We start from the raw sequence: 16,764 nt of genomic DNA on the forward strand, positions 1-16,764 counted from the left end.
CTTCACCACGTCCTGCACGGAGTCCAGCGTCTCCCTGGCGGCGCGGAACTTGTTGCGCTCCTGCCGGTTCATCCGCTGCTCGGCCTCCTTCAGCAGTTGCTCCAGCCGGGCCAGGCGGACATTCAGCTCCTGCCGGTCCACGACCACCTGGGCGCCGGAGTGGTGCGGTGGGTGGTGTGGCTGCGGCATCGGCATCGGCTGGCCCGGCGGCGGGCGGGGCGGACGGCGCAGGTCCGCCTGGGCGTGGGCATCCAGGGCGGGAAGGGCGAAGAGGAGAGCGAGGGAGGTGATCAGGGCCTTCATGGGGAGCGTCCTTTCGTGTGCTCGAACAGTCTGACGCGCCGGGGCCGGTTGTATTCAACCGGAAACGGTAGGGCGCGCAGCGTAGCCCCCTGTGCCCTCACAGGCGTCAGGGGGACGCGGTGCGCTTGGACAGTACCTCACCGTCCGGTGACATTGCGTAGACGAGCGGCACCCCGGTGGCCAGCTCCAGCCCCACCACCTGCTCCCCCGTGAGCTGGTCCAGCTTCATCACCAGGGAGCGGTTCGAGTTGCCGTGGGCCACGACGAGCACGTTCTTCCCCTGGCGCAGGTCCCCGGCGATGGCGCGCTCATAGAAGGGCAACACGCGCTTCGCCGTCATCTCCAGGGACTCACCGTTGGGGGGTGGCACGTCGAAGGAGCGGCGCCAAGCCTTGATTTGCGCGTCCCCCCAACGCTTCGCGGCTTCCGCCTTGTCGAGCCCCTGCAGGTCGCCGTAGTTGCGCTCGTTGAGGGCGGCGTCCCGGATGGTGGGGACCTGCTGCCCCAGCGTGTGCAGGAGGATGGACAGCGTCTCCTGCGCCCGGATGAGCGCCGAGGTATAGGCGACGTCGAACTTCATCCCGCTCAGCGCGTCCGCCGCGCGCCGGGCCTCCTGGCGGCCCTGGTCGGTGAGGGGGACGTCGACGAGGCCGGTGAAGCGGTTCTCTTGATTCCACAGCGACTGGCCGTGCCGGACGAGGACGAGGGTAGGCATGGCCTCCAGGTAATCCTGAAGCCCAGGCGCGGCCAGGGGGGACGCGTTCACCCGAGGCCAGGCGTTCCGGGCTCCACAGTCTCGCGCGCCGCTCAGGCGGCGCAGGGCCGTGCGAGCCCTGGCCGAAAACACGCCGGGCGAGGAGGCCGGGGCCTCAGCCCTGGCACATCCGCGTGAAGCGGCGCTGCATCTCCTCGGGGGAGACCTCCTCGATGCGGGCGTTGAGGGCCCAGCGATGGCCGAATGGATCTCTCAGGTGTGCCGCGCGTTCGCCGTAGAACTCGTCCTTGATGGGGCGCTCCAGGGTGGCGCCCGCGTCGATGGCGCGCTGGGCGGCGGCGTCCACGTCATCCACTCGGAGGTTCAGCGAGCACGTCGTGCCCCCGCGGCTCTGGGGGCTCAGGATGTCGTACTCCGGGTATTCGTCCGCGAGCATCAGCGTCACGCCGCCCAGGTCCAGCTCCGCGTGGCCCACGCGCCCGCTCGGCTCGGTGAGCCGGTACTTCTCCCGTGCGCCGAAGGCCCGCGCGTAGAAGTCGAGCGCGGCGGGCGCGTCCTTCGTCACCAGGGCCAGGGAGAGGCGGGGACGTTCGGGGAGCGTCGCGGCGGAGGAGGACGGGTTCTTGTCGTTCATGGAGCACCTTCCTGGGTGGGTGTGAATGACAGGAGGATGCCTCCGCCGCGCCCGGAGGGATTGGACGAATTTTACTTCGGCTCCGCTTTCACCAGCCGGGTCAACTCCCGGTCCAGGGCGGCGGCGAACTGTTGCCGGTCCTGCGCCGAGTAGCCGTCCGGGCCTCCGGTCGTCACGCCGCTCTCCCGAAGCTCCTGCATGAAGTTCCGGACGGAGAGCCGCTCGGCGACGTTCTCCTCGGTGAAGACCTCTCCGCGCGGGTCCAGCACCACGACGCCCTTGGGCACCAGCAGCGCGGCGAGCGGGATGTCCTGGGTGACGGCCAGGTCCCCCGGCTGCGCCTGCTGGGCGATGTGCTGGTCCGCGACGTCGAGGCCCGCGCCTACCTGCACGGTGGAGACGTAGGCCAGCCGCGGCAGGGAGAGCGCGCGGTTGGCCACGAAGACGGTGTGAACCTTCACGCGCTGGCCAGCACGGAGGATGATGTCCCGGACAGGGCCCGGGCAGGCATCGGCATCGACCCAGATTTTCATACGGGCGCGACTATCTCAGGATTCGCGCGCGGACTACACCCACTGCGCGTCGAGCGCCCGCGCCTTCCGGGGCTCGGAGCATGCCCTTGCATGCCGGTGGGGACGAACCGCGAGGTGCAATCCCTTGCGGTTATTGGCCTGCAACGCGTCATGCTGGATGGATGACGTCCGTTGGAGGCTGCTTTTCGAAAAAATCTGGCGGTTGCTTCTATAATGGCGCCCATGCCTCTTCATTCTCTGCGGGTCATCATTCCAATCATTGTCAGCGCCTTGCTCACCACGGCGTGCGGTACCGATGCGACGGGGGAGTGTCGGGGCACCCACCTGGGGGCCAGTGTGAACTGGCCCATCGATGGGGAAGCGTCCCGGTGGGAGCGCGATAGCGACCGGATTCTCCTGCACCATTCCCCCAACGGGAATGCGGGCCTGACGCGGTTCGGCGTGGACATCTGGCTCGTGGATGGGGCCGTGGTCGGCGGAGGGCCGGTGACGGTGGCGTTGTCCAACGAGCACGCGCTACGGCTGGTGCCGGCGGCGGACTCGCTGGTGGTGGACTGGCTCGTGAGCGTGGCGACACGCTCGACGACGGGCTTTCCCGAGACGACGGGCGTGCCGGTGGCCGGCTCGGTGACCTTTGACGCGGTGAATGAAGACTTCGCCGCGGGCCGCTACGTCTATCGTTACATGGATGGCAGTGAGCTGACCTGCACCTTCAACGTGCCGTCGCCGGAGCGGGCCGCGGGCTTCTGGGGCGGGGACTACGATGACGATGACGATGACGATTGAACCCTGCTCATGAATTGCACGCGCTCGCGCGCGGCGGCGTGCTGTAGAACAGGCGCATGAACACGGGTGGCTGCTTTTGTGGAGCGGTTCGGTACGAGGTGAGCGCGCCGCTGACGGCGGTGGCGTACTGCCATTGCTCGAAGTGCCGAAAATGGCACGGGCATGTCGGGGCCTACGCGGCCGTGGACCGGGAGGGCTTCCGGCTCACGGAGGCGCGCGGGCTCAAATGGCACAGCGTCTCGCCCACGGTGCGCCGCGGCTTCTGCGTCGAGTGCGGCTCCAGCGTGCTGTTCGATGAGTCTCCGGATCCAAAGATATCGCTGTGCGCCGGCTCGCTCGACGCCCCCACCGGCATCCGCGAGAAGGTGCACGTCTACACGGGCAGCAAGGGGGACTACTATGAGATCGCCGACGGCCTCCTGAAGTACGACACCTTCCCTGGGAAGTGAGCCCCGGCGCGCTCACGCCTCGGTGCCGTGAGGTTCAGGGGGCTCCGGACGCCGCGTCGATGGCGTCCAGGGCCTCCACCCGCAGGCGCTCCTCCGGGGTGAAGGAGTCGATGAGCAGCCGCTGCACGGCGGCCTGACGCGCGGCGGGGTTCGGCTCGGACTGGCCCAGGGCCTCTCTCCGAGCTCGGAACTCCGCCAGCCGGCGCGCCCACTCGGCCTCCTCGCGGTCCATGGCCTCCAACCGCTCGGTGGCCTCCGGGCCCACGGTGGCCAGCCGGTGCTGGCGCAGGTCCTCGGCCGTCGCACCGGACTCCACCAGCTCGCGCTCCACCGTCTGCTGTTGCAAGGGGCGCAGGGCCTCGTCGCGGCTGGCGCGGTAGTCCGCGGGGAGTTGCTCCTCCAGCGCGGCGATGCGGCGCTCGCGCTCCTCGGGCGTCAGCGTGGTGTCCTGCTGGAGCTTCATCCGCTCCACCGACACCGCGTCCACCCGCTCCTCGTCACCGAAGAGTCCGTCCGCCCAGGCGCCCAGGTGCTCGCGGCGCAGCTCGCGCAGGGACTCCAGCCGCGCGCCCACGTCCAGCGCCGCGCCTCGTTGGTTCGCCGCGAACGTGCGCGCCGCGTCGCGATACGCCAGGTAGTCATCCAGCAGTCGCACGGCTTCGTCCATCGCCGCGGCTGGCAGGTTCTTCGCTCGCAGCGAGGCGAGGATGCGCTCGCGGATGACGGGCAGCGCCTCCTCGCCCATCGCGGACAGGTAGTAGTCGAACAGGCGGCGCAGGTCCGGCGACACCACCAGGTGGCCCGTGGCATCCACCTGCACCGAGCCGTCCTCCTCCGTGTCCTGGAGCGAGCCCGGCATGGGGGGCAGGGCGGAGGCGGGGGACGCGGCGTCCGTGGGCGGCGCGGTGGGCGCTGCGCGTCGCGGCGCCGGCACACCCGCGCGCGGCGCGGAGGCCTCCAGCGGTGCGACAGCGGTGACAGCGGGCCCGGGCGGCAGCGGCGTCGCCCGGGCCTTCCACCATGAGAACACGCCCGCACCCAGCAGGGCGCACAGCGCGGCTACGGGAATGACGGCGCGGCTCTTCATGGCGTCCCTTCGCGCGCGGCCGTTTAGAGGCCGAGCCCCTTCAGGCGGTTGGCGTGGTTGCGGAACACCGTCTTCGGGTTGGTGAAGAAGGCGGTGAGGCCCAGCACCTGGTTCACCTCGTCCAGGTGGTTCATGTCGTAGTTGTCACGCAGCACCGTGCCGAAGTGCGAGCTGCACCGGCCGACCAGGCCGTCGTTCGCCTCGCTGTAGAAGAACGAGCTCAGCTTCATCGGGTAGTCGGACGCGTCGAACAGGTTGGTGAAGGGGTCCGTGCCGGACCAGGAGTAGTAGCGCTGGCCCTGCGTGCCCGTCGCGGCGCCCTGGCCACAGCTGCTGGAGGGGATGCCCGCCGGGTACTTCTGGTTGAACGCCGCCGTGCCGGACTTGCTCAGCGCCGCCAGCGCGCCAATGGCGTCCTGCGGGTTCGTCTTGCCCGACAGCAGCCCCAGGACAGTGCCCAGGTTGTTGGCGAAGTAGGCCAGCACGCTCTCCGTGAAGGAGCCGCCCCGCAGGTTGCCGCGCAGGTAGTCCGCCAGGTCCGCGCCCTTGTGCGGCGAGCCCACCGTCGTCACGGAGGCCACCAGGTCCGGGCGCACCGCCGCCACGTAGCGCACGTCCATGCCGCCGTGGCTATGGCCGATGAGGTTCACCTTGCCCTTGCCCGAGCGCGCGACGATGTCCTTCACCTGCGCCAGCAGCGCCTCGCCGCGCTGCTCCGAGGTGTTGAACTGCGGAACGCTCGTCACGTACACCGTCGCCCCGCCCGCGCGCAGGTCGGAGCCAATGCCGTAGAAGTAGTCGTAGACGCCAAACAGCGAATCGAAGCCCGCCATGCCGTGCGCCAGCACGATGGGATAGCGGGTCTTCGTTTGCGTATTCGCGAGCGCGGGTTGCGCCCACAAGCCGAGTGCCGCGACAGCCAGAACCAGTGTCCGGACAGCGTTTCGCATGAGGAGGGGCTCCTGTTCGGGGGACGGGCCCACTGCAGATTGACCCGCGAATCAACGCGTAGGCCAATCACAGACCAAGATCAAGCCGCATCCTGCATTATCAGCAAAACTGGCGAAGTCGGTTGTCACATACCTCTGCTGTATTGCGTCAAATGCTCACGACGCGGTGCCTTGATTTGCGTCATGACCCTCTATGTCGCGGTGCGTTGACGGCCGCTGCGGGGTGAAGGCCTGAGTCGCTGTGTCGCGGGTGACTCATTGGCTGGAAGCGGCCAGGGGACCCACGTGCCGCCTCGCTTGCGGATGGCGCGCGCCGCTCCCACCCTGAGTGGGTATCCGCCGCGAGGAGGACGACATGGCCACCCGGAAGCGCTCACGCCCCCCTGCCGCGAAGACGGCCCGCACGTCGTCGCGTGGCCGTAGCGCCACCCGAAAGACGGGGACGGCCTCCCGGTCCACCGCTCGGAAGACCGCTTCCCCGGGCCGGTACACGGAGCCGGAGCTGCGCGAGCGCATCAAGGCGCGCATCCTTCGAGGCAACAAGGGGGGCGAGGCGGGGGAGTGGAGCGCACGCAAGGCGCAGCTCGTGGCGGCCGAATACAAGAAGGCCGGTGGGGGCTACCGGGGCGGCCGTGGCGGAACTCAGAAGTCACTCACGTCCTGGACGCAGGAGGAATGGCAGACGCAGGAAGGTGACGCCCGCGCGCGCAAAGGTGGCACCACGTCCCGCTACCTGCCCAAGAATGCCTGGGCGCAGTTGAGCCCCGCACAGAAGCGCGCGACGGAGCGCAAGAAGCGCGAGGGGACCCGGCGTGGCAAGCAGTTCGTGCGCAACACGGCGGCGGCGCGGACCGCTCGCAAGAAGACGACCCGGCGCTGACGTTCGAAGGGCTTACGCCTCGGGATACGTGGAGGGGTTGCCCGTGGTCGGGAGGAAGCCCGCTTCGTAGTCCGCGAGCAGCTCCGGGAAGACAATGCACTTCTGAGTCTCGGGATACACGCCGGTGGAGTAGCGGATGGCGGCATAGCCGAAGATTTCCGTGAACAGCGCCAGCTTCGCCTCTGCGGGTGCCCGGCGGACGTGGTCATGGAAGGCGAGCACTTCTCCTTCCAGCGAGAAGGGCCGCACGTACATGGCATGCGGAATCACGTCATGGACGATGCGGAAGACGCAGTTCTCCTCCGGCGTCCACAAGGGATGCTCGCAGTGCTCGGTGTTGATTTCGAGCTGCCCCCGGTTCAGGTCCGCGACGATGTCCTCCGGGCCTGAGTAGACGGTGCGCGTCGAATAGCGAATGGACAGACAGGGCCGGACGGCTTCGTAGACGGCGAAGGCATGGGCCAGCAGCGCGCGCCAGGAGGCGCTGCATTCCTCATCGAGGTGCCGGGCGTCGGCCTCATAGGCATCCGTCACCCGGGTGGCGAACGCCAGCAGGGCGGTGGGCTGGAATGCGCGTGGCGCTGGGTCCGCATAGGCGGTGAGTGGAAAGCGTGAGTCAATGCGCTTGCGCAATTCGTTCAGCACCGTCATGGAACGCCCCCCAGTGATGGCCATTGGAGCGCGCGGCCCACCGCTCCGTCAATGTCACGCGCTATCTCTTGTGGAGAAGTGTGGGGGGCCGTTAGAACGGCGCGGCTTCCAGGTTCCACTTCCACCCAGGACGTCTCTCTCATGTCGAGCCCTTCCTCCGCCGCCGTCTCCCCGGCCTCCACGCAGGCCGCTCCCGCCGCCAAGGGCTGGATGCTCTGGCTGGGACGCATCTTCACCGGACTCGTCGTCGCCATGCTGACCTTCAGCGCGTCGATGAAGCTGGGCCAGTCACCCGAAGCCATCCAGGGATTCGAGAAGTCTGGCTACCCTGGCGCGGTGTTGCTGGCCATTGGCATCACCGAGCTCCTCTGCATGATGCTCTACGCGGTGCCGCGGACGGCCGTGCTGGGCGCCATCCTCGTCACGGGCTACCTCGGCGGCGCCACCGCGACGCATGTGCGTTTGTCTGAGCCGTTCATCGCCCCCGTCCTCGTGGGCGTTTTCGCCTGGGCGGGACTCTTCCTGCGGGACGCGCGTCTCCGGGCCCTGCTGCCCCTGCGCCGCCTGCCCTGAGCTCGCGCGCCCCGGTTCCTCTCCCGCGAAGTCGGACGGCGCCTCCCTGGCGCGCTCATTCAGGGAGGAGACGGGAGAGCAGCTCGAGCCCTGGGGCTTGCAGGGGGATGCGCCCACGGAGCGCGGAGAAGAAGGACCAGCCCTGGTTCGCCAGGAGCACCACGCCCGCGTCCGCCCCGGCGGCGAAGCCGATGAAGCCGGTATAGCCCCGGATGACGGAGGCGCGCCACACCACGGGCTGCCCACGCACCTGCGTCACGCTCCACCCCAGCCCCACCTTCCCAGGGGTCGCCTCCGCGCGCGGCACATGTGTCAATTGCAGGGCGCGCACGACGCCCGCGTCGCCCCGTCCGAGGTTCGCGTCGAGGAAGCGGAGCAGGTCTGGCGTGGTGGAGTAGGCGGCGCCCGCTCCCGGCAGTGCTGGGAAGGTCCATGGGGGGACCGGTTTGCCTCGCGCGGTGTGACCGGGCGCCAGGCGCGGCGCCTGCTCCTCGGACAGGCGCAGCGTGGTGTCGGCCATGCCCAGGGGCTTGAAGAGCAGGTCCCTCAGCGCGTGTCCGTAGTTGAGCCCCGCGCGCCGGGAGAGGGCATGGCCCAGCACGCCCATGCCCAGGATGGAGGGCGCATGGCGGCGCGGCGGCGGCCACTGCGGCTGATAGGTTTGGAGGAACTCTCCGAAGAGTCTCGCGTCGTAATGGCCGAAGGGGTCGTCCATTGTCTGGGCGTCCTGCTCCAGGTTGGGCGGCAGGTGGGGCATTCCCGAGGTGTGGGTCGCCAGCTGCTCCAGGGTGATGCGGCCCGCGGTGGCATCCACGAGCAGCGACCGGGGAATCACCTCGGACAGGGGCATGTCGAGCCGCGCCTTGCCCTGGTCCACGAGCAACGCGAGGAGGGCCCCCGTGAAGACCGGGGTCAGCTCGCCCAGCGCGAAGAGGGCGCTGTCGGTTGGCGGCGCGCCCTTGCGTCGCAGCGCCTCGACGTGATGCACGCCGCCCAGGGTGATGCCGGCGCAGAGGGATGCCGTGCGATATCCGCGCACGTAGGCGCGGGTGGCATCCTGGAGCAACTCACCGGGGGACGGCTTCGACGCGGAGCGCATGGTGGGCCTTCTACACCATGTGTCCGGAGCAGCCAGGGACGGCCGGCGCCGGGGCGTCTGCGTCTCGCTGTCACGCGACTGCATGGGAATTGACGGAATGTCATTCGCGCGCTGCGCCGCGGCCGACCAAGTGCGCGGAATCTCGGGAATGAGGCGTTGGAACGGCATGTGTAATGGCCTCCTGGCAACAGGAGGTCCACGCCATGACCGTTTGCCGTCCGCCCGTCTCCCCTGGGTTTTCCGCCACGCGTCACTTCGTCGAGCGCAGCTCGCTTCGGCAGCTTCGTGACGAGGTGCTCGACTTCATCCTGGAGTTTGGCATGCGGACCCGGGCGACGGGCATGACGCACGTCACGGTGCTGGAGCGGGAGCTGCCTCGGACGTGGCGGAGCCTGGAGGTGGCGCGGCAGGCGCGTGGGTGGATTGTCCTGCTCAATGACGAGGAGCGCCTCATCACCTGCTACCGGCGCGGCGACGCGAACCGCTTCATCCGCCGCAAGCCCAAGCACCGCATGTCCAGCGACCAGCTCCAGGGCCTCTGAGCGAGAGGCGCTCACGCCGCGCGCAGCAGCAGGAACATCACCAGCGCCAGCAACGCCGCGATGCCCACGGCCAGGAGGCCCAGCGGCGCGCGCCGGGTCAGCAGCCGCCGCGCGGAGATGGCGCTGTCGGGGCGGTCCTGGATGGCTTCCGCGAGCAGGCTCTTCAGCAGCCGGCGCAGGTGCCGGGGCACGCCGTGGGGGAGCGGCTGCGTCCCGGGCAGACCTCCCGTGAGGGCCTCGTGCAGGACGTATCCCAGCGCATGCAGGTCCGACTGCGGGACGGCGCGGCCCCACTGGCGTTGTTCGGGGGCCTGGTAGGCGTGGGCACCGGGAGGTACGAGCGACAAGCCGAAGTTCGTCAGCATCGCGCCGTCCTTCGCGAGCAGGATGTTCTGGGGCCGCACGTCTCCGTGGACGAGCCCCACATCGTGCGCGGCGCCGAGCGCATCGAGCAGCCGCAGCGCCAGTAGCTCCACCTCTTGGAAGGGCAGGGCGTTCAGCCGGTCCAGCCGCGTCTCCAGGTCAGGCGCAATCACGGGCTCCAGGGCGTACCAGCAGTGGCCGCGCTCCTCGCCCACCGCCAGGACGCGGACGATGACTGGGTGGCGGAGGCTCCGCAGGGTCTCCGCCTCGCGGTGGAAGCGCGCCCGCGCCTCCGCGGCCGCTGTCACCGAGGAAGACATCACCTTCACCGTGCACGGGCCCACATGGCCTTCCGCGGTGTACAGCCAGCCCGTGTCGTCGGTGCCCAGGCGGGCGTTCAACTGGAAGCCGCCCAGGGATTCACCCGTGAGGTCCGGCGCTGCCGCTGGCCGTCGCGCCTCCGTGCCTGACGCGAGGTCCGCACCGCAGGCGGCGCAGGTGCGTCGCGTGCCTGGCTCGGCGCCAGGGTGGGGCGTATGACACGAGGGGCAGGGCGGATTCACGGGAGCGGACCGGGTCGATTCTCCACCATCTTCCGGGCCATCCCCGCCGTCCGCAAGACATGCGCCCGTGTGGCGTGGGGAGAACGCTGGCCAAGGCCGTTGACTCGCCCCTCGGGTTGAGGGACGGGAAGCGCCATGGCACAGCAGAAGGTCCAGGTTCCTCGTGAGTCCGCTGGCGAGCGGCTCGACCGCTTCCTGTCGAAGCAGGTCCCGGGCCTCAACCTGGAGCGGGCCCGTGCCCTGATTGATTCGGGAGCGGTTCGCATTCGGGGCAAGCAGTGCCAGCCCACGCGCAAGCTGTGGGGCGGTGAGGAGATTGAGCTCGACAGGCCGGAGCCTCGCGCCGCGCCGGTGGCCTCTGCCGAAGGGCCGCTGCTGCCGGTGCTTCACGACGACGCGGCCCTGGTCATCGTGAACAAGCCTCCGGGCCTCGTGGTGGAGCCAGAAGGCCGCGCGGCCTCCGTGGTGGGGCTGCTCGCCGCCCAGCAGCCGCCCTTCAATGTGGAGGGCCTGGCCTGGCCCGGGGTGGTGCACCGGCTGGACCGGGAGACGAGTGGCTGCCTGGCGTTCGCGCGCACGGATGCGTCCGCCGCCGCGCTCCTGCGCTCCTTCCAGGAGAAGCGCGTGGACAAGCGCTACTGGACGCTGGTGCTGGGGCAGCCACCCTCGCGGGGACGTCTGGAGGCGCCCTATGCCAGAGACCCGGCGGACCCTCGGCGCTTCACCACCCGCGTGCCCTCCGCGCGCCGGGCCGCGCTCTCCTTCGAGGTCCGCGAGCGCTTCGCGGATGCCGCGCTGCTGGAGGTCGACTTGGACACGGGCCGCACGCACCAGATTCGCGTGCAGCTCTCCGAGGCCGGGTTCCCCGTGCTGGCGGATTCACTCTACGGGCCGCCGGAGGCGCGCGCGCATGCCGCGGCGCGGGCGCTGGGGCGGCAGGCGCTGCATGCCTTCACCTTGGAGCTGCCCAGCCCCGCTACTGGCCAGCCCGTCCGCGTCGAGGCGCCATTGCCCGAGGACTTCCAGCGAGCGCTGGTGACGTTGCGCGGCGGGTGACCTGCACGACGAGGCGTGATTCCCGAGCGGCCTGGAGGGCAGGCAGGCGCTGGGCGGGCGTCCTGTCAGCCGGCTCGCGCAGTGCCGCCTATTCCTTCGGTGATTGCCCTTCACGCTTCAGCGTGGGCCGTCTTTCTGCCCAGGTCAGCAATTCGTCGAGGGCTGGACAGAGAGACTGGCCCCAGTCGGTCAGGTGGTACTCGACCTTCGGCGGTACCTGGGCGTGCACGATGCGCGTGACGATGCCGTCTTGCTCCAACTGCCGGAGCTGCTGGATGAGCATCTTCTGCGAGATGGCGGGGATGGCGCGCTCAAGGTTGGAGAAACGCAGCTTCTGCCCGCCGAAGAGGTGGAAGAGGATGACCAGCTTCCAGCGGCCTTCGAGCATCTGGATGGCGCCCTCGATGCCGCTGGCCGCCGTCACAGGCGTGTGATGGTCATGCTTACCCAAAGGTATGTACCCCACTTTTTCGTGTGTTCTTGTGAAATAGATACCGCGCTTTTACTGATATGGCCATGCCAACGAATCACGCTGCTTCTTTGAACCTGCTCGCGCCCATCGCGAGCTTCTTCGCGAGCGAGACCACCGACCCGCGGGCTGTCGCCCGGTATTTCGCCGACGACGCCGTCGTCCTGGACGAGGGACACGCGCATCGCGGTCGCGCCGCCATTGCCGCGTGGCACGTCGCTGTGGTGGCCAGGTACGCTTTCTCCACCGAGCCCCTGTCCGCGGAGACTGCCGGAGCGCGCACGACAGTGACCGCGAAGGTGAGCGGCAGCTTCCCTGGCAGCCCGGCGCACCTGCGCTTCGCGTTCACCGTCGCTGGCCACCTCATCACGCGCTTGGAGATTGGTTCATGAGCTTCGACCTCGAATTGGAGGGCCGACGGGCGCTCGTCACGGGGGGGACAAAAGGCGTCGGAGCGGCGGTCGTCGCGGCGCTGGTCGAGGCGGGCGTACGCGTCGTCGCCACGGCGCGCACGGTGCCGAGCGACACGCAGGACGTCCACTATGTCTCGGCTGACGTGACGACGGCGACGGGCTGCGCAGAGGTCGCCCGGCAGTCCATTGCGCACCTCGGGGGCATCGACATCCTCGTGCATGTGCTGGGAGGCTCCTCCGCCCCGGGCGGCGGCTTCGCGGCACTCACGGACGACGAATGGCAGAAAGAGCTGAACCTGAACCTCATGCCCGCCGTGCGGCTCGACCGCGCGCTGTTGCCGACGATGCTCGCGCAGGGCTCCGGCGTCATCGTGCACGTCACCTCGATTCAGCATGAGCTGCCGCTGCCCGAATCCACGACGGCGTACGCGGCGGCGAAGGCGGCGCTCTCCACGTACAGCAAGGCGCTGTCGAAAGAGGTGACGCCTCAAGGCGTGCGCGTGGTGCGCGTCTCGCCAGGCTGGGTCGAGACAGAGGCCGCCGTGCACCTCGTCGAGCGTCTGGCGAAGCAGGCGGGCACCGACTACGAGGGCGGCAAGCAGATCGTCATGAAGTCGCTGGGTGGCATCCCTGTCGGGCGTCCGGCGAAACCTCGCGAGGTCGCCGACCTCATCGCCTTCGTCGCCTCACCACGCGCGGGCTCGGTGACGGGGACGGAGTTCGTCGTCGATGGCGGGACGGTCCCCACGGCGTGAAGCTCGGTACGAGCGCCGCGCTGCGTAGCGTCTTGGTCCTTCCAACGCAGGTCTAGAAGCGCACCTGGAGCAGCAGGTTGCCGCCCACGATGTCCTGCGAATCCCAGACCACCACTGCTACGCCCGTGTCGTCATCCGCGTAGGTGGTCTGGTTCGGGTCGCGTGTGTAGAAGAGCTCGGCCAGGACACCTGCGACCTCGCCCAGGTCCCACCGCGCGGTGGCCTTCGCGGTGAGGATGGGGCTCCGGTCTTCGCCCTCCGGCAACGAGGAATACAAGTTGTTGCCCCGAACGATGAGGGGATTGCTGCGGGGCCACATCGGCTGCGGAACCAGCGACTTCAGTGTGGCCGGGGCGGTGACGCGGACGAGGAAGCCGGGCGTGAGCCCCCAGTCTTGGAGGAAGTAGTCCGCCCCCACCGTCGCGGACAGCTCGGCCAGCGCCTCCATCTGTTCGAACAGGGCGCCTCCCGTCGGGAAGAAGCCCGGGTGCGAAAGCACCATGAACGAGGGCGTCCTGTAGTACGCGAGCGCGTGAAGCCGGAGCCGGTCCCACTTGAACCGAGTCACCAGCGCCGCGGCGTGCGCTGCTTGCTTTCGCATGGCACCCTGCACGGGCGACTCACTGTCGATGAGCTGCTGGGAGACGTAGCTCCCTTCCAGTGCGACGTGGGCTCCAAAGCCACCGGGATAGACGTCGGAGGCGAAGAAGCGCTCGAAGAAGGTCGGGTCTCCCTCGTAGAGCGCCAGGTCGACGTTCGCTCCGACGGGGACGCCATGGCGCCACATCACTCGCCCGGACACGCCGCGCGTGTAGATGTCGCCCTCCCAGCCGCTGATGTAGGGCAGGCTCCCGGGGCCCAGGTCGAGGTTCGCGGCCCCGGCTTCCACCCGGAAGGCCGGGGAGAGGTTCACTCCGGCGCCCACCAGGAGCATGAGGCGCCGCTCCAACTCCTGGGTCACGCCGTTCTGCAGGCTGGGGAATCTGGCGGCGACGAAAGCATCCCATCTCCACCGCGACAGGCGCAGCTCCAGGGCGGGTTCGCCGTCATCTCCCGAGCGCGTCATGGACGAGATGCGTGCCCAGGCCACCGGGTTCTCGTAGCCCATGTGCAGTCGGGTGGCGCTCACCGGGAACACCGTCAAGGCCAGGCGCTCATCGGGCGCCCAGGAGGAAGGCCGATACCGGAGGCCGAAGAAGCTGGCGTTGTCCTGAAGGATGGCGCCGGAGACGGCGACCGGATTGATGAACAACGACAGCCCTGCTTCGGCGCGCAGGCCGGACGCCAGCTCCGCTGTGCGCGCGTCCAGCGCGACATGGAACCGCGTGGTGGCATCAGGGGCGCCGAAGTCGGTGTCTCCCGCGAGGAAGGACAGACGCGTCTGGAGGAAGGAGCCTTCTGGCGCAGCGGGCTCCGTGGAGACGGACTCCGGGCTCTGTCCTAAAGCGATGATGAGCGAGGCGGCGAGGAGCGAGGACGTCATGGGCGCGCCGACATAGCCCAATTGCTGGCATGTTGGCTATGTCACGCCACGCGCCCCGGGCGTTACTTCTTGGGGCGCTTGAGGAGCGCCGCGCACGGGTCCTCCATGGGCACCGCCGGGGTGAACCAGACATAGTCGAAGGGCAACGATTGCGTGCCGAAGGAGGCCGCGTAGTCCGTCGGCTCGGGCTGCTTCGGGTCGACCTCCAGCAATCCCACGGAGCGCACGTCCTGGTCGGGCGCACGGGCCGCGAGCCGCGCGGGGACGCCCCGGTCTGTCCGGGCATGGCCATTGCCGGTGATGAGCACGCCGCCCTGGTCCGTCGCCGCGCTCGACAGCCGGTCCGCCAGGTGCGCGTCCCGTGCGCGCTGGGCCTGCACCATGGGACCCAGCAGCTCCTTGGGCAGGTGGCCACAGTGGGCCTCGTCCTGCTCCTGCCGCATCGCCTGCTCCACGGCCTCCGGCAGCGGCGTGTCCAGGGACAGGCGCTGGCGCAGCTCGGGGGCCAGCGCGTCCGGACCGCGCATCACCAAATCACGCACCTGCGCGCGCGGCAGGTTGGCGGCGACGATGGGGAGCTCCGCCTTCAGCCCGGCCTTGAAGACGGGTCGGTACAGGCTCCAGTCCGGCCAGCCACTGTCCGCCCAGTCGACGGCGAGCGCGAGCGCCTCCGCGTCGCGCGGAGCCCGCGCCAGCGCCGCATCCACCGCTGCCTGCTGCCCCACGTCCAGCATCTCGAAGGCCAGCGCGGGCTTTCGTCCTCCCGTGGCCAGCGCCTGGACGAGCCACGCCTGGAGCCGGTGGTGGTCGGGCTGGTCATGGCGCTCGCCCAGCACCACGAAGCGGGCCTGGGTGAGGGCGCCGCGCAGCGCCTCCGCGTCCACGAAGCGCGCGGCCTTCACGTCCCAGATGCGGCCGGAGAGCGGGTGCTCACGGTGCAGCGAAGACTTCCACCCGCCGGACAAGGGGGCCTGGGGACCTGGGGGCTCCACCGCCGAATCGAGGCGCGTGGCGCTGGCGTGGGAACAGGCGGTGGCGAACAGCAGGACGGAGACAGTGAGGAGCGTGCGCATCACGCACACGATTCATCCACACCGTGGGCGCTGGTGGCCACCGGGAACGCGAGGCGGGCCGGGCCCGCGCGCGCCAGTGTCAGGTGACGGGCGCGCGGGCTCGGGGACTTCGGACTACTTCGAGTCCACCACGACGACCATCCACCGGTCCGTGGCGTGGTCGATGCGGATGTTGGCGGCGCCGGCCTCCTGGAGCTGCTGGATGATGCCCTCCAGGAAGGTGAGGTGCTCCTTGGGCGCGTCCACGAAGATGTTCTTCGGGCCGCTGCCCTTCGCCTTGGGCTTCTTGGCCGGGGAGGCGGGCGCGCCGTTGAGGGCGTCCGGGGACGCGGCGGCCTTCAAGCGGGACGCGGCGTCATCCACCGTGGCCTCGGTCTCCTCGGACTCGGGCTCGGACTCCACTTCCGGGGCGGGCGCGGGGGCGGGGGCTGCCGACGCGACTTCGTCCTCGGCCTGCTCGCGGAGCTGGTTGAACGTCTTCATGTTGATGGTGCCGCCAAACTTCTCCTTGAAGGACTCCAGCGCTTCCTTGCTGCTGATGTCCGGCTGCTGGCGGAAGAGGTCGAGCAGAAACGCGTGGCGCTCCTGGGTCTGCTCCTGGGTCGTCCTGGCCATCGTCTTCGTGCTCCTGGATGTGTCGCGATGTTGCGAAAGGCGGCGCACCCTATCCGGAAGCCGTGTAGCGCCGCAAAGGGGGGCCGTGGCCTCTCTTCGTGGGCAGGACTCGCGTGCCGAGCCACACGCGCTGGACGTGTGTCCTCAGTGCCGGGGGGGCGGCGGCGCGCTGTGGTCGCAGTGCAGCAGCGACGGCGGGTCGAAGCAGCTGAAGCGCTGGTTGTCGAGCCGGCACACGCCGTCCGGCGTGTTGGCGCACTGGACCTCGGTGCGCGTGGCCTTGCAGTCATAGCCGCAGGCCAGGTCCTCGGAGGCGTTGAGGCAGCGGGGCGCGGGCGTCTGGGCGCCGTACTGGTGGATGACGGCGTCCGGTGGATCCCAACAGGTCAGCGTGTTGAAGTTCGTGGAGCACACGCCATACGGCGTCCGGTTGCAGGCCACCTCGCCGTTGAACTGGCGGCAGTTGTAGCCGCAGGCCACCTGGCCCCGGCTCTCCTTGCACTCCGGCTTCGCGCTCGCGGTGGGCGGGTGCTGGATGGCGACCAGGGGCGGGTCCCAACAATGGACGCCCCCCACCAGGATTTCACAGATGCCATAGGGCGTCCGGGCGCAGGCCGCCTGCGTCGCGGTGCGCTTGCACTGGTATCCGCACACGGAGCGTCCCTGGGAGAACACGCACTGCGGAGGCGGGGGGCGGACCACGGGCTGTTCCGGGGCCGTCACGGGAGCCGTGGCGAGCCACAACGCGGAGAGGAGGCTGAGCATGGTGGGA

At 69.5% G+C, this 16,764-nt stretch carries 21 protein-coding genes and 1 pseudogene; 8 read left to right on the forward strand and 14 right to left on the reverse strand.

Translation table 11 applies throughout. The features are described 5' to 3' along the window. The 4 genes and pseudogenes from HV826_RS29975 to HV826_RS29990 all read right to left on the reverse strand — a co-directional run. Positions 1–303: pseudogene (locus tag HV826_RS29975) on the reverse strand (hypothetical protein); the annotation flags it as partial. Between the two features lie 106 nt (positions 304–409). Continuing rightward, positions 410–1,018 carry a 2,3-diphosphoglycerate-dependent phosphoglycerate mutase gene (locus tag HV826_RS29980; RefSeq protein WP_176420490.1) on the reverse strand — a complete coding sequence of 203 codons (609 nt, stop codon included), beginning with the start codon at positions 1,016–1,018 and terminating at the stop codon, positions 410–412. Between the two features lie 154 nt (positions 1,019–1,172). Next, positions 1,173–1,652, reverse strand: a complete 480-nt coding sequence (locus HV826_RS29985) for a VOC family protein (RefSeq protein WP_176420491.1) — start codon at positions 1,650–1,652, stop codon at positions 1,173–1,175. A 71-nt stretch (positions 1,653–1,723) separates the two neighbouring features. Continuing rightward, positions 1,724–2,185 carry a YaiI/YqxD family protein gene (locus HV826_RS29990; protein WP_176420492.1) on the reverse strand — a complete coding sequence of 154 codons (462 nt, stop codon included), beginning with the start codon at positions 2,183–2,185 and terminating at the stop codon, positions 1,724–1,726. A 336-nt stretch (positions 2,186–2,521) separates the two neighbouring features. Here HV826_RS29990 and HV826_RS29995 point away from each other — a divergent pair, with 336 nt between their 5' ends. Together HV826_RS29995 and HV826_RS30000 are read left to right on the forward strand one after the other, a co-directional pair. Beyond that, a complete protein-coding gene (locus HV826_RS29995; RefSeq protein ID WP_368671024.1) occupies positions 2,522–2,971 on the forward strand; it encodes a hypothetical protein in 450 nt (149 codons plus the stop codon). A gap of 98 nt (positions 2,972–3,069) precedes the next feature. Further along, positions 3,070–3,420 (forward strand): GFA family protein, encoded by a 351-nt coding sequence (locus HV826_RS30000; RefSeq protein WP_368671025.1) that lies wholly within the window; start codon positions 3,070–3,072, stop codon positions 3,418–3,420. Between the two features lie 34 nt (positions 3,421–3,454). On the opposite strand, the gene HV826_RS30005 is transcribed toward HV826_RS30000, so the two are convergent. Further along, positions 3,455–4,507, reverse strand: coding sequence for a lipase secretion chaperone (locus HV826_RS30005; RefSeq protein WP_176420494.1), 1,053 nt, complete (start codon positions 4,505–4,507; stop codon positions 3,455–3,457). A 23-nt stretch (positions 4,508–4,530) separates the two neighbouring features. Next, positions 4,531–5,457, reverse strand: a complete 927-nt coding sequence (locus tag HV826_RS30010) for a triacylglycerol lipase (protein ID WP_176420495.1) — start codon at positions 5,455–5,457, stop codon at positions 4,531–4,533. 355 nt (positions 5,458–5,812) lie between these two features. On the opposite strand from HV826_RS30010, the gene HV826_RS30015 reads away from it, so the two are divergent. After that, complete coding sequence (locus HV826_RS30015) at positions 5,813–6,337, forward strand: hypothetical protein (protein ID WP_176420496.1); 525 nt, start codon at positions 5,813–5,815, stop codon at positions 6,335–6,337. 12 nt (positions 6,338–6,349) lie between these two features. Here HV826_RS30015 and HV826_RS30020 read toward each other — a convergent pair whose 3' ends face one another. Further along, on the reverse strand, positions 6,350–6,988 hold the full coding sequence (locus HV826_RS30020) for a hypothetical protein (RefSeq protein ID WP_255208470.1): 639 nt from the start codon (positions 6,986–6,988) through the stop codon (positions 6,350–6,352). A 210-nt stretch (positions 6,989–7,198) separates the two neighbouring features. Here HV826_RS30020 and HV826_RS30025 point away from each other — a divergent pair, with 210 nt between their 5' ends. Further along, positions 7,199–7,561, forward strand: a complete 363-nt coding sequence (locus tag HV826_RS30025) for a DoxX family protein (protein WP_176420521.1) — start codon at positions 7,199–7,201, stop codon at positions 7,559–7,561. A 55-nt stretch (positions 7,562–7,616) separates the two neighbouring features. On the opposite strand, the gene HV826_RS30030 is transcribed toward HV826_RS30025, so the two are convergent. Then, positions 7,617–8,660, reverse strand: coding sequence for a serine hydrolase (locus tag HV826_RS30030; protein ID WP_255217488.1), 1,044 nt, complete (start codon positions 8,658–8,660; stop codon positions 7,617–7,619). 203 nt (positions 8,661–8,863) lie between these two features. Between HV826_RS30030 and HV826_RS30035 the strand changes: the two genes are divergently transcribed. Then, positions 8,864–9,202, forward strand: coding sequence for a hypothetical protein (locus HV826_RS30035; RefSeq protein ID WP_255208473.1), 339 nt, complete (start codon positions 8,864–8,866; stop codon positions 9,200–9,202). An 11-nt stretch (positions 9,203–9,213) separates the two neighbouring features. On the opposite strand, the gene HV826_RS30040 is transcribed toward HV826_RS30035, so the two are convergent. Further along, positions 9,214–9,966 (reverse strand): protein kinase domain-containing protein, encoded by a 753-nt coding sequence (locus HV826_RS30040; protein ID WP_255208474.1) that lies wholly within the window; start codon positions 9,964–9,966, stop codon positions 9,214–9,216. 297 nt (positions 9,967–10,263) lie between these two features. On the opposite strand from HV826_RS30040, the gene HV826_RS30045 reads away from it, so the two are divergent. Then, positions 10,264–11,184 (forward strand): RluA family pseudouridine synthase, encoded by a 921-nt coding sequence (locus tag HV826_RS30045; RefSeq protein ID WP_176420501.1) that lies wholly within the window; start codon positions 10,264–10,266, stop codon positions 11,182–11,184. A gap of 88 nt (positions 11,185–11,272) precedes the next feature. Here HV826_RS30045 and HV826_RS30050 read toward each other — a convergent pair whose 3' ends face one another. Further along, the gene (locus HV826_RS30050; RefSeq protein WP_255217489.1) at positions 11,273–11,635 is read right to left on the reverse strand and encodes a helix-turn-helix domain-containing protein; all 363 of its coding nucleotides are present in this window, start codon (positions 11,633–11,635) and stop codon (positions 11,273–11,275) included. A 65-nt stretch (positions 11,636–11,700) separates the two neighbouring features. Between HV826_RS30050 and HV826_RS30055 the strand changes: the two genes are divergently transcribed. Both HV826_RS30055 and HV826_RS30060 read left to right on the forward strand, forming a co-directional pair. Further along, entirely contained in the window at positions 11,701–12,045 is a 345-nt protein-coding gene (locus HV826_RS30055) for a nuclear transport factor 2 family protein (protein ID WP_176420503.1), read from the forward strand. Further along, positions 12,042–12,821: an SDR family oxidoreductase gene (locus tag HV826_RS30060; protein ID WP_176420504.1), complete on the forward strand. Its 780-nt coding sequence runs from the start codon at positions 12,042–12,044 to the stop codon at positions 12,819–12,821. Before HV826_RS30055 ends, HV826_RS30060 begins: the two co-directional genes overlap by 4 nt. A gap of 52 nt (positions 12,822–12,873) precedes the next feature. Here the strand turns inward: HV826_RS30060 and HV826_RS30065 are convergent, their stop codons facing one another. From HV826_RS30065 to HV826_RS30080, 4 genes are all read right to left on the reverse strand, one after another. Next, the gene (locus tag HV826_RS30065) at positions 12,874–14,304 is read right to left on the reverse strand and encodes a hypothetical protein (protein WP_176420505.1); all 1,431 of its coding nucleotides are present in this window, start codon (positions 14,302–14,304) and stop codon (positions 12,874–12,876) included. A 62-nt stretch (positions 14,305–14,366) separates the two neighbouring features. After that, positions 14,367–15,377 (reverse strand): ChaN family lipoprotein, encoded by a 1,011-nt coding sequence (locus HV826_RS30070; RefSeq protein ID WP_176420522.1) that lies wholly within the window; start codon positions 15,375–15,377, stop codon positions 14,367–14,369. Positions 15,378–15,491: 114 nt separating this feature from the next. After that, entirely contained in the window at positions 15,492–15,992 is a 501-nt protein-coding gene (locus HV826_RS30075; RefSeq protein ID WP_176420506.1) for a hypothetical protein, read from the reverse strand. Positions 15,993–16,136: 144 nt separating this feature from the next. Next, positions 16,137–16,757 carry a hypothetical protein gene (locus tag HV826_RS30080; RefSeq protein ID WP_176420507.1) on the reverse strand — a complete coding sequence of 207 codons (621 nt, stop codon included), beginning with the start codon at positions 16,755–16,757 and terminating at the stop codon, positions 16,137–16,139. Positions 16,758–16,764 lie beyond the last annotated feature (7 nt).

This window comes from Myxococcus sp. AM010 (assembly GCF_013372585.1).
Taxonomy (GTDB): Bacteria; Myxococcota; Myxococcia; order Myxococcales; family Myxococcaceae; genus Myxococcus; species Myxococcus vastator.